Source organism: Brucella sp. IR073, from assembly GCF_049065735.1.
GTDB lineage: Bacteria > Pseudomonadota > Alphaproteobacteria > Rhizobiales > Rhizobiaceae > Paramesorhizobium.
In genome coordinates, this window is the sequence record NZ_JBAKHD010000004.1 from 404828 (window position 1) to 414219 (window position 9392).

Consider the following 9392-nt stretch of genomic DNA (forward strand, 5'->3'; position numbering starts at 1 on the left):
CGTTTTTGAGGCGCTCAGTCGATGAGTTGATCCATCGCGCGGGCTGGCTCCGCACAGCCGCTTTCGCCAAGAATGCGTGCGGGAACGCCCGCCACCGTCACATTGCTCGGCACCGGCTTCACCACCACCGATCCCGCCGCCACCTTGGAGCAGGGCCCGACTTCGATATTGCCGAGGATCTTGGCCCCTGCCCCGAGCAGAACGCCCTGCCTGATCTTCGGATGGCGGTCGCCGCCGGCCTTGCCTGTACCGCCAAGCGTGACACCGTGCAGGATCGAGACATTGTCCTCGATGACAGCCGTCTCGCCAACGACGAGCCCCGTCGCATGGTCGAGAAAGATACCGGTGCCGAGCCGCGCCGCCGGGTGAATATCGGTCTGGAACACGGAGGAAGAGCGGCTTTGCAGGTAATAGGCGAAATCCTTGCGCCCTTCCTTCCACAGCCAATGCGCCAGCCGGTGCGTCTGGATGGCATGAAAGCCTTTCAGATAAAGCACCGGATCGAGAAGGCGATGGCAGGCCGGATCGCGATCATGGAAGGCCTGGATGTCGACGCGCAAGATTCCCGACCATTCGGGGAGCGCGCGCTCCATCTCGGCGAAGGTCTGGCGCAGGATGCCGGCGTCGAGGTCCGCATGACCGAGCCTTTCGGCGATGCGATGACTCACCGCCTCCTCGAGGCTCTGCTGGTTCAGCACAGTCGATTGGAGAAAGGCAGTCAGGAGCGGATCGCGCAGCGCTGCTTCCTCTGCCTCGGCGCGAATGGAAGCCCAGATCGGGTCCACCTGGTTGATGGTTTTCACCAGCTTGGCGGTATGGTGCATTCTCAAAACTCCCAATCCTGGCAGACTGTCTTACTCATTCACGGCAGGATAGAGCAAATCGCTTTGCTTGACACATCAATTCGGCTGAACGCAGCCGTTAGCGGCCAGCATGGGGCCTCAAATAGGGTTTTCCTGCAAAAATTCCAGAACCGCCCGTTTGAAGACCCGGTCGCCCACCGCAAGCATATGGTCCCGATCCGGTATATCAAGCGCGCGTCCATTGGACAAAAGCGCCGCCAGCTCATGCGGATTGCCGCCGATATCGTCCTTTGTCCCGACCGCCACGAGCGCAGGCTGGGTGATGTGCCCCACTTCGTCGGCGGTGAGTTCCACCTTCGAGGTCAGCACGCAGGCGGCGAGCGCGATGCGGTCGCTTTTCGTCTGGTCGGCGAATTTGCGGAACATCAGCCCGCGCGGATGGGTGATCGTCGCGGGATCCTCGGCCAGAAGCGCCTCGTGAATCGGCTCCCAATTGCCCGCACCCGTCACCATGCCGATGCCGAGGCCGCCGAAAACCACGTCATGCACCCTGGAAGGATGCTCCAGCGCCATGAAGGCAGCGATGCGCGCGCCCATGGAATAGCCCATGACATGCGCGGTCCCGATGCCGAGATGATCCAGCAGCGCCGCCGCATCTCCGGCCATCAGGCTTGGCGTGTAATCCGAGGGCTCATGGCTCTTGTCCGATTCGCCATGGCCGCGATTGTCGATCGCGATGACGCGGTATCCCGCTTCCGTTAGCGTCTGGAACCAGCCCGGGCCGACCCAGTTAACATAGCTCGATGAAGCAAAGCCATGGATGAGCAGAACGGGCTCGCCCTCGCCCGCCTCGCGAAACGCAAGACGTCGTCCATCATGCTCGAAAGCGAAGATATCAGGGGAAGTCATGGTAATCCTTTCTACTCGGCGCACTGCCCGCAAATGGCGGGATGGCGCACATGCTCGCCAATGGCAAGCCCGAGCCGCTTGGCGGTGCCGGCGCGCAGCTCGACAACGAAAGCAGCCGGTACGATCGAGGAGATGATCGTCTCTGAGAACGGCTCGGTGTTCTCACGAATCGTGGCGATGGTGCCGTCCTTGGCAAGAAACACCATGTCGAGCGGCAATGGTGTGTTTTTCATCCACATCATCACCGGCTGCGTCTCATCGAAGACGAACAGCATGGCCCGGTTTTCGGGAAGATCGGTCCGATACATCAGCCCGCGCATCCGCTCCGCATCGGTATCGGCGATTTCGACCTCGAGGGACTTCTTGCCCTTGGCCGTCTCGAACACCAGAGGATGGGCGTCGACCGCCAGCCGCATCGGCTCGATTCGTTGGGCATGGGCGGGAAGAACGATAAGAAACAGGAGAAGGATCGCGGCGAAGCGCTGCATAGGACTGGTCCGCTGGACGGTTGGGATGTCAGCAGCTTTCACCCATCGCCCGCCGCGCGTCAATGACGGAACGTAATCTTTTGCCGCCCGGGTTAGATGCAGGGAGATTCAGGTTAGGGCGAGGCGAAAATGGTGGCTTTCGAGAACCGGAGCGCAGCGTACTTTAGTACGTGAGCACCGGAAGCGCAGAAAGACGCCATTTGCAGCCCGCTCTCACCTGAATATCTCGCATCTAATGAGAGACCGGAAACTGCGTGCCGATATCCGGATGCACTTCCGCCGCCATCAGGCCTTTTTCGCCCGTGCCGTAGCGGATAAGCACCACCTGCCCGGGGCGCAGCTCGGTCAGGCCGAAGCGGCGCAACGTTTCCATGTGGATGAAAATGTCTTCCGTCCCCTCGCCGCGCGTCAGGAAGCCGAAACCCTTGGTGCGGTTGAACCATTTGACGATGACGCGCTCAAGCCCGCTCGACGGCACCACAGTGACATGGGTTCGCTGCGGCGGCAATTGCGCCGGATGGACAGCTGTGGAATTGTCCATCGAGATGACGCGGAAGCATTGCAGCCCCCGCTCGCCGTGCTTCACCTCGCAGACCACGCGCGCCCCCTCGAGCGCCGTCTGAAAGCCGTCCCGGCGCAGCGACGTGACATGCAGCAGGATATCGGAAAGACCGGGCCTGTCGGGCACAATGAAGCCGTAGCCCTTGGCGACGTCGAACCATTTGATCGAGCCCGACACTTCCAGAAGATCGACGATCTCCTCGGAAGATGCGCTGCCAAGGAACTGGTCCTTCGACATGGATTTGTCCGCCATAGCGCCAGTCCCCTCCTTTCAATCTCGGTGAAAATTACATTGATTCTCAACTTGAGAATAACACTTCACCGGCGCGACGGAGCAAGGCCCTACTTCCGATTATTAACCGGATACCACAGACTTTATTCTGCCCATTGTTTTATCCGCGACATGGAAGGAATGCGATATACCGGCGGCACCGGGTTGCGATTCAGCCATCCCCGCCCTAATCAAAAACACGTCGAATAAGAAGGAGCCGACATGCGCTATCTCCACACCATGGTCCGAATCCGCGATATCGAGGAATCGCTGGATTTTTACGTCAACAAGTTCGGCTTTGAGGAAATCCGCCGCATCGACAACGAAAAAGGCCGCTTCACGCTGATCTTCCTCGCTGCGCCCGAGGATAAGGACCGTTCCGTTGCCGAGCGGGCGCCGGAACTGGAGCTGACCTATAATTGGGACCCCGAGGAGTATACAGGCGGGCGCAATTTCGGTCACCTCGCCTATGAGGTGGATGACATCTACGCCACCTGCCAGAAGCTGATGGACAAGGGCGTGACCATCAACCGCCCGCCGCGTGACGGCCACATGGCCTTCGTTCGCTCGCCCGACGGTATCTCCATCGAACTCCTCCAGAAGGGCGAGCGCCTCGCCCCGCAGGAACCATGGGCGTCTATGCCCAATACGGGAACGTGGTAAGCTCGGGTTGCAGGGAATGGGGGCATGAGCCCCTGTTCCCGTTATTTGGCCAAAGCAATATCAGGCGCCGATGTGTCCCGCGCCCGTATTCCGAGCCAGTAGATGGCAATCGTCGCCACGAGGCCGCACAAGCCGGCGAAGGCCACCCATAGGCCGGGCGCGGCGCGGTTTCCTGTTTCCTCTATCAGCCAAGTGGCGATAAGCGGTGTGAACCCGCCGAAAAGCGCCGTGGCGAGCGAATAGGCGACGGAGAAACCAGTGGTGCGCACTTGAGGCGGCATGATCTCCGTCAGCGCCACCACCATGGCGCCGTTATAGCTGGCATAGAGGAACGAGAGCCAGAGCAGCGCGGCCAGCATGTTGCCGAAGCGGATATGCGCAACCAGGCCGGCCCGAGGGATAGTTGGATCATCCATGTGGGGCTCCCAGCGTTTCGATGAAACTGCTTGCGGGGCAATCTGGACGAATGCAGTCTCATGCCGGCACCTTGACGGATGTCCAGCATTCATAACGCTTCAAGCGTGCAATTGTTTCGTTGCGAAAGAGCGCCGAAGGCCGGCGGTTCTCTCACTTCACCGGCTGCGGCGCCTTCATCGGCTTGAGGCCGATCCGATTCTGGATCGTGTCGATGTCTTCCTTGACGAAAAAAGTAAGGTCCGGCGTCGTGGTCACCAGATGCGCGCCGTGGCCATAGGCATTGTAGGACACGACATGGTCGAAATTGACCGCAATGCGCTCGCCGTTGACATCAGTCAGTTCAATCCACATGTTCACTCCCCTTCTGCTTGCCCTGGCTCCGGTTCGGCATAGTTCCGGAAGACCCCATGGCCAGGACCATAAGTAGAATAGAACAAAGACGGCGCTAAACAATCCTTATTCAGGATCAATATTTCCGCGTTCCGCATGGAGAACCATCTCCATCCGCACCTTCTCTATGTTGCGGCCAAGGCTTTCGGACCATTCCTGCCCGCGCCAGACGACCTCGAAGCCGCAGCGCTCATAGAGACGAATGGCAGGAAGATTGCGAGCATGCGTGTCGATGCGCGCCATTGGATATCCGGCAAGCAGGATTTCGGCCAGCAGCGCGTCCATCAGCGCCAAGCCGATACCGCGCCGGTGAAAGGACGGGTCGATCCAGAGGTCAGAAATATAATCCGCGTCCGTGTCCCGTGCGCCCCAGCCGAGGACAATGCCCGCCGTTTCGGCAATGCGGATGGACGGATAAAACTCGTCTGCGAAAGTGCGGAAGACCTTTTCCACCCGCACACGCACGCCCGGCTCATTCGCATCCGGCTCGAATTGTGTGAAGGAGGAAATCCAGGCGCGGCATCCGACGGCGGCGATTGCAGCCCTGTCGCTGGCAACCGCCCGCCGGATCTCCATAGTGCCTTACCACCAGCGCGGCGCGGTGAAACGGCCCGCTGCCTGCTCGATGATATGCGCCGTCTGGAACAGGGTTTCCTCGCCGAAAGGCCGTCCGATCAGTTGGAGGCCGAGCGGCAGGCCCTGCCCGTTCAGGCCAGCCGGAACGGCGATGCCCGGCAGGCCGGCCATATTGACCGTCACGGTGAAGATGTCGTTCAAATACATCTTCACCGGGTCTGCCGCGAGCGCCTCGTCGGCAAGGCCGAAGGCGGCGGAGGGGGTCGCAGGCGTCAGGATCGCGTCGACGCCCGCATGGAACACCTCCTCGAAATCCTTCTTGATGAGCGTGCGCACCTTCTGCGCCTTCAGGTAATAGGCATCGTAATAGCCGGCGGAGAGCACATAAGTGCCGATCATGATGCGGCGCTTGACCTCGCGGCCGAAGCCCGCGGCGCGCGTGTTCTCATACATCTCCACGATGTCCTTGCCCGGCACGCGCAGACCGTAGCGCACGCCGTCATAGCGCGCGAGATTGGACGACGCCTCGGCGGGCGCGACGATGTAATAGGCGGGCAGCGCATATTTGGTATGCGGAAGCGAAATGTCGACGATTTCCGCCCCCGCATCTTTCAGCCAGGCGATGCCTTGCTGCCAGAGCTTCTCGATCTCCTCCGGCATGCCCTCGACGCGGTATTCCCGGGGAATGCCGATCTTCATGCCCTTGACCGATTTACCGATGGCCGCCTCGTAATCCGGCACCGGCAGGTCGACGGAGGTCGTATCCTTCAGATCAACTGAGGCCATGGATTTCAGCAGAATCGCGCTGTCACGCACGTCGCGCGCAATCGGTCCCGCCTGATCCAGCGAGGATGCGAAGGCAACCGTGCCCCAGCGCGAGACGCGGCCATAGGTGGGCTTGATGCCGACCGTGCCGGTGAAGGCCGCGGGCTGGCGGATCGAGCCGCCCGTATCGGTGGCCGTCGCGCCGGCGCAGAGCCGGGCGGCGACCGCCGCAGCCGAGCCGCCGGACGAGCCGCCCGGCACCAGATCGGCATTCGAGCCCTTGGCGCGCCAGGGGTTCTTCACCGGTCCGTAGTAGGACGTCTCGTTGGACGAGCCCATGGCGAACTCATCCATATTGAGCTTGCCCAGCATGACAGCGCCATCGGCCCAAAGATTGGCCGTCACGGTCGATTCATAGCGCGGCTTGAAGCCGTCGAGAATGTGCGAGCAGGCCTGCGTATGCACGCCTTCCGTGGCGAAGAGATCCTTGATGCCGAGCGGAATGCCTTCCAGCGCGCCGCCCTCGCCTTTCGCCAGACGCGCGTCGGAGGCCTTCGCCATTTCCCGCGCCTTGTCAGGCGTCACCGCGACATAGGCATTGATCTCTCCATTGGCCGCATCGATGGCCGTGAGATAGGCTTCGGTCAATTCCGACGCCGATATCTCCTTGGCCTTCAGCTTGCTCCGCGCTTCGGCAATGGTGAGTGCGGTCAAATCGGTCATCATCAAACCTTTCAGTGCGCCACGGAAGAAAGGCGCTTCTCGAAAAATGCACTATATTCGGAATCGGGGTAATCGAGCACCGCGCCGCAGCGGGTGAAGCCGGAGCGCTCATAAAGCCGCCACGCACCCTCGAAACCAGGACCGGTGCCCGTCTCCAGCACCAGCTGCGCGAGCCCCTTCTGCTCGGCGAGCTGGGTGATCGCCTCAAGCAGCGCCGACCCGACCCTTAGGCCGCGCACTTCCGGCAGCGTGAACATGCGCTTGACCTCGCCGACGCCGTCCGCATGCACCTTCAGCGCGCCGCAGCCGACGGCCCGTCCGGTCGCATCGCGGGCAACGAACACCGTCGTATCCGGCCCCGCCATCTGCTCCACGGTCATCTTGAACTGGAATTCTTCGGGAGAGAGCGGCAGGAGATGCGCGTTGAGCTGTTCCACCAGCACGCGCACATCGTCCTGCAGCGGCGTTTCCACGGCAATAGCGACGGTCATGGCGCTTACTCCACGACCTTCGGCACGAGAAAGAAATTCTCTTCCGTGACGGGCGCATTGGCGACGATATCGGCGGCCTTGTTGCCGTCAGTCACCACATCTTCACGCGCCCGCATCGCCATCGGCGTGACCGATGTCATCGGCTCGACGCCGCTCACATCCACCTCGTCAAGCTGCTCGACGAAACCGAGGATCGCGTTGAGCTCACCGGTCATGCGCTGCGCATCCTCGCTACTCACGGCAATACGCGCCAGATGCGCCACGCGCTTCACGGTTGAAAGATCGACTGACATGCCTACCCACCTGAGTTCGAGCATGATCCCGAAAAGTTGCAGGACTTTCGGATAAGATCATGCGGCTAAAATGCTCTCGCATGGGCTATATCGGGCAGTGGCTCCAAGCGCAATAATGCTTATGACTGTTTGAGGTCACCCAAAGCGGCGAGCCGCCGGGCTAAGTCCGTACGGCTATGCAGGAAATCGATGATGGCCACCTGCTCGGCATCTTCAACGAAGATCACAAAATGCTGGCCCGCGCGCGCAAAGCGCAAATTCTCGGACAGAGCAGGATGGATGATACGTCTGCAGCTCTGTGAGATCACGGTTCCCGCAGCAATTGCCGCACAGCGAGCGATCAAATCTTCCTCATAGGCAGCCGCTTGCCGTGGACCGAATGTCTCATTTGTCCAACGGGCAATATCGTTGAGCGATGCTTCCGCCCGCCGTGTCAGGCGCCACGGCTTGCTCATAAGGATTTGGCGCGAGCGGCAGCGAATGCGCGGCGAATCGCTTCCTCTCCGGTGCCTTCGGCAAAATCACCGCGCCGCGCCTGTTCCAGCCCTTCCATCAACCGCTCCCGCAAATCGGCCAATTCGGCCTCCTCCTGTTCGAGAAGGCGCAAACCAGCCCGCAAGGCCTCCGAGGCGTTCTGATAGCGCCCGGAGGCAACCAACCGGTCCACTAGAGCGGACTGACTATCGGTGAGAACGACGTTTCGGGTGGCCATGCAAATCTCCGTCAAGTTTATTGGCAATATATGCCAATTGCCAGGAGATGTCGACTCGCCCCATTAGAATGAAAGCGTCTCGCCCACCTTCGGCACCGCCACCTTCGTGCTCACGCCTTCCATCGCCGTGACGAACTTATCCGGCGTCGCGTCGATGATCGGAAACGAGCCGTAATGGCACGGAATGGCAGTGGAGAAATCGAAATAACGCTGGCAGGCGAGCCCCGCCACCGCGCCGCCCATGGTGAAGCGGTCGCCGATGGGCACGAGGCCGATCTGCGGGCGGTGCAGCTCGTTGATAAGCTTCATGTCGGAGAAAATATCCGTATCGCCCATGTGATAGAGCGTCGGCTCGTTCTCGAAATGGAACACGAGTCCGTTTGCATTGCCGAGCGAATGGGAAACACCGTCTTCCGTAACCGTGGCGGAGGAATGCAGCGCGTTGACGAAGGTCACCGAAAAGCCCTTGTGGCTGAGCGTGCCGCCGGTATTGCCCATATCGACCTTCTCTACGCCCCGATGGGCCAGCCATGCGGCCAGATCGGCATTGGCGATAACGGTCGCGCCTGTTTCCTCAGCAATCTTGATCGTGTCGCCGACATGATCGCCATGGCCATGCGTAAGGGCGATATGGGTAATCCCCTTGGCCGCTTCCTTGAGGTCGACGCCCTTTGCGCCGGGGTTGCCAGTAATGAAAGGGTCGATCAGGATCGCGGCGTCCGAAATATCCACGCGAAAGGCCGAATGGCCGAGCCATGTGAGTTTCATGATAATCACTCCTTGCATATCGCCATACGTCAAGCAGACAGTTATGACGCCGGAATAACGCATTTCAAGGGTGGAACGGAATTTGACGATTCTCGCTATCGAGTCTGTCGAGACGGCTCTCCAGCCGGGCCAGACCGTCGCCGGGCTGGACTTGGGCACCAAAACCATCGGCCTCGCCGTGTCCGACCGGGGCCTGTCCTTCGCCAATCCGCGACCCGTGATCAAGCGGGTGAAATTCACCCTGGATGCGCAGCTGCTGCTGGCGGCGCTGAAGGCGGAGAATGCCGGCGCGGTGGTCATCGGCCTGCCCGTCAACATGGACGGCAGCGAGGGCCCGCGCGTGCAGGCGACACGCGCCTTCGTGCGCAATATGGAGAAACTGACCGAACTGCCCTTCGTCTATTGGGACGAGCGGCTCTCCACGGTCGCGGCGGAACGGGCGCTGATCGGCATGGACGTCTCGCGCCAGAAACGGGCGGAGCGGATCGATTCGGCGGCGGCGGCTTTTATCCTGCAGGGGGCGCTGGATCGGCTGCATATGTTAAGACAGCGGGATGAATAG

The 9392-nt window shown here is 60.9% G+C and carries 14 protein-coding genes and 1 pseudogene; 2 read left to right on the forward strand and 13 right to left on the reverse strand.

Annotated elements, in window-relative coordinates; genetic code table 11:
• Positions 1-14 precede the first annotated feature (14 nt).
• The 4 genes from cysE to ACOWVG_RS11405 all read right to left on the reverse strand — a co-directional run bounded on the left by cysE (position 15) and on the right by ACOWVG_RS11405 (position 3014).
• On the reverse strand, positions 15-824 hold the full coding sequence (gene cysE, locus ACOWVG_RS11390) for a serine O-acetyltransferase (protein ID WP_420962297.1): 810 nt from the start codon (positions 822-824) through the stop codon (positions 15-17).
• A 117-nt stretch (positions 825-941) separates the two neighbouring features.
• Positions 942-1712 (reverse strand): alpha/beta fold hydrolase, encoded by a 771-nt coding sequence (locus tag ACOWVG_RS11395; protein ID WP_420962298.1) that lies wholly within the window; start codon positions 1710-1712, stop codon positions 942-944.
• 11 nt (positions 1713-1723) lie between these two features.
• Positions 1724-2200, reverse strand: coding sequence for a DUF192 domain-containing protein (locus ACOWVG_RS11400; protein ID WP_420962299.1), 477 nt, complete (start codon positions 2198-2200; stop codon positions 1724-1726).
• Positions 2201-2432: 232 nt separating this feature from the next.
• Positions 2433-3014 (reverse strand): cold-shock protein, encoded by a 582-nt coding sequence (locus ACOWVG_RS11405; protein ID WP_420962300.1) that lies wholly within the window; start codon positions 3012-3014, stop codon positions 2433-2435.
• A 240-nt stretch (positions 3015-3254) separates the two neighbouring features.
• On the opposite strand from ACOWVG_RS11405, the gene ACOWVG_RS11410 reads away from it, so the two are divergent.
• Positions 3255-3695 carry a VOC family protein gene (locus ACOWVG_RS11410; protein WP_420962301.1) on the forward strand — a complete coding sequence of 147 codons (441 nt, stop codon included), beginning with the start codon at positions 3255-3257 and terminating at the stop codon, positions 3693-3695.
• 41 nt (positions 3696-3736) lie between these two features.
• Here ACOWVG_RS11410 and ACOWVG_RS11415 read toward each other — a convergent pair.
• The 9 genes and pseudogenes from ACOWVG_RS11415 to ACOWVG_RS11455 form a co-directional block, all read right to left on the reverse strand.
• Positions 3737-4087 (reverse strand): annotated as a pseudogene (locus ACOWVG_RS11415) (MFS transporter); the annotation flags it as partial.
• A 175-nt stretch (positions 4088-4262) separates the two neighbouring features.
• Positions 4263-4463, reverse strand: coding sequence for a hypothetical protein (locus tag ACOWVG_RS11420; protein ID WP_420962302.1), 201 nt, complete (start codon positions 4461-4463; stop codon positions 4263-4265).
• A gap of 105 nt (positions 4464-4568) precedes the next feature.
• Positions 4569-5078, reverse strand: a complete 510-nt coding sequence (locus tag ACOWVG_RS11425; RefSeq protein ID WP_420962303.1) for a GNAT family N-acetyltransferase — start codon at positions 5076-5078, stop codon at positions 4569-4571.
• Positions 5079-5084: 6 nt separating this feature from the next.
• A complete protein-coding gene (gene gatA / locus ACOWVG_RS11430; RefSeq protein WP_420962304.1) occupies positions 5085-6566 on the reverse strand; it encodes an Asp-tRNA(Asn)/Glu-tRNA(Gln) amidotransferase subunit GatA in 1482 nt (493 codons plus the stop codon).
• A gap of 11 nt (positions 6567-6577) precedes the next feature.
• A complete protein-coding gene (locus ACOWVG_RS11435) occupies positions 6578-7057 on the reverse strand; it encodes a GNAT family N-acetyltransferase (RefSeq protein WP_420962305.1) in 480 nt (159 codons plus the stop codon).
• A gap of 5 nt (positions 7058-7062) precedes the next feature.
• Positions 7063-7350 carry an Asp-tRNA(Asn)/Glu-tRNA(Gln) amidotransferase subunit GatC gene (gene gatC / locus ACOWVG_RS11440; protein ID WP_420962306.1) on the reverse strand — a complete coding sequence of 96 codons (288 nt, stop codon included), beginning with the start codon at positions 7348-7350 and terminating at the stop codon, positions 7063-7065.
• 119 nt (positions 7351-7469) lie between these two features.
• Positions 7470-7805, reverse strand: a complete 336-nt coding sequence (locus ACOWVG_RS11445; RefSeq protein WP_420962307.1) for a type II toxin-antitoxin system RelE/ParE family toxin — start codon at positions 7803-7805, stop codon at positions 7470-7472.
• Entirely contained in the window at positions 7802-8062 is a 261-nt protein-coding gene (locus ACOWVG_RS11450) for a type II toxin-antitoxin system ParD family antitoxin (RefSeq protein WP_420962308.1), read from the reverse strand. Before ACOWVG_RS11450 ends, ACOWVG_RS11445 begins: the two co-directional genes overlap by 4 nt.
• 63 nt (positions 8063-8125) lie before the next feature.
• A complete protein-coding gene (locus ACOWVG_RS11455) occupies positions 8126-8830 on the reverse strand; it encodes a metal-dependent hydrolase (RefSeq protein WP_420962310.1) in 705 nt (234 codons plus the stop codon).
• Positions 8831-8912: 82 nt separating this feature from the next.
• Here ACOWVG_RS11455 and ruvX point away from each other — a divergent pair, with 82 nt between their 5' ends.
• Positions 8913-9392 carry a Holliday junction resolvase RuvX gene (gene ruvX, locus ACOWVG_RS11460; protein WP_420962311.1) on the forward strand — a complete coding sequence of 160 codons (480 nt, stop codon included), beginning with the start codon at positions 8913-8915 and terminating at the stop codon, positions 9390-9392.

Coding starts and splice junctions, on each gene's coding strand:
- cysE (WP_420962297.1), bottom strand. CDS start 824: ATGCACCATACCGCCAAGCTGGTGAAAACCATCAACCAGGTGGACCCG.
- ACOWVG_RS11395 (WP_420962298.1), bottom strand. CDS start 1,712: ATGACTTCCCCTGATATCTTCGCTTTCGAGCATGATGGACGACGTCTT.
- ACOWVG_RS11400 (WP_420962299.1), bottom strand. CDS start 2,200: ATGCAGCGCTTCGCCGCGATCCTTCTCCTGTTTCTTATCGTTCTTCCC.
- ACOWVG_RS11405 (WP_420962300.1), bottom strand. CDS start 3,014: ATGGCGGACAAATCCATGTCGAAGGACCAGTTCCTTGGCAGCGCATCT.
- ACOWVG_RS11410 (WP_420962301.1), top strand. CDS start 3,255: ATGCGCTATCTCCACACCATGGTCCGAATCCGCGATATCGAGGAATCG.
- ACOWVG_RS11420 (WP_420962302.1), bottom strand. CDS start 4,463: ATGTGGATTGAACTGACTGATGTCAACGGCGAGCGCATTGCGGTCAAT.
- ACOWVG_RS11425 (WP_420962303.1), bottom strand. CDS start 5,078: ATGGAGATCCGGCGGGCGGTTGCCAGCGACAGGGCTGCAATCGCCGCC.
- gatA (WP_420962304.1), bottom strand. CDS start 6,566: ATGACCGATTTGACCGCACTCACCATTGCCGAAGCGCGGAGCAAGCTG.
- ACOWVG_RS11435 (WP_420962305.1), bottom strand. CDS start 7,057: ATGACCGTCGCTATTGCCGTGGAAACGCCGCTGCAGGACGATGTGCGC.
- gatC (WP_420962306.1), bottom strand. CDS start 7,350: ATGTCAGTCGATCTTTCAACCGTGAAGCGCGTGGCGCATCTGGCGCGT.
- ACOWVG_RS11445 (WP_420962307.1), bottom strand. CDS start 7,805: ATGAGCAAGCCGTGGCGCCTGACACGGCGGGCGGAAGCATCGCTCAAC.
- ACOWVG_RS11450 (WP_420962308.1), bottom strand. CDS start 8,062: ATGGCCACCCGAAACGTCGTTCTCACCGATAGTCAGTCCGCTCTAGTG.
- ACOWVG_RS11455 (WP_420962310.1), bottom strand. CDS start 8,830: ATGAAACTCACATGGCTCGGCCATTCGGCCTTTCGCGTGGATATTTCG.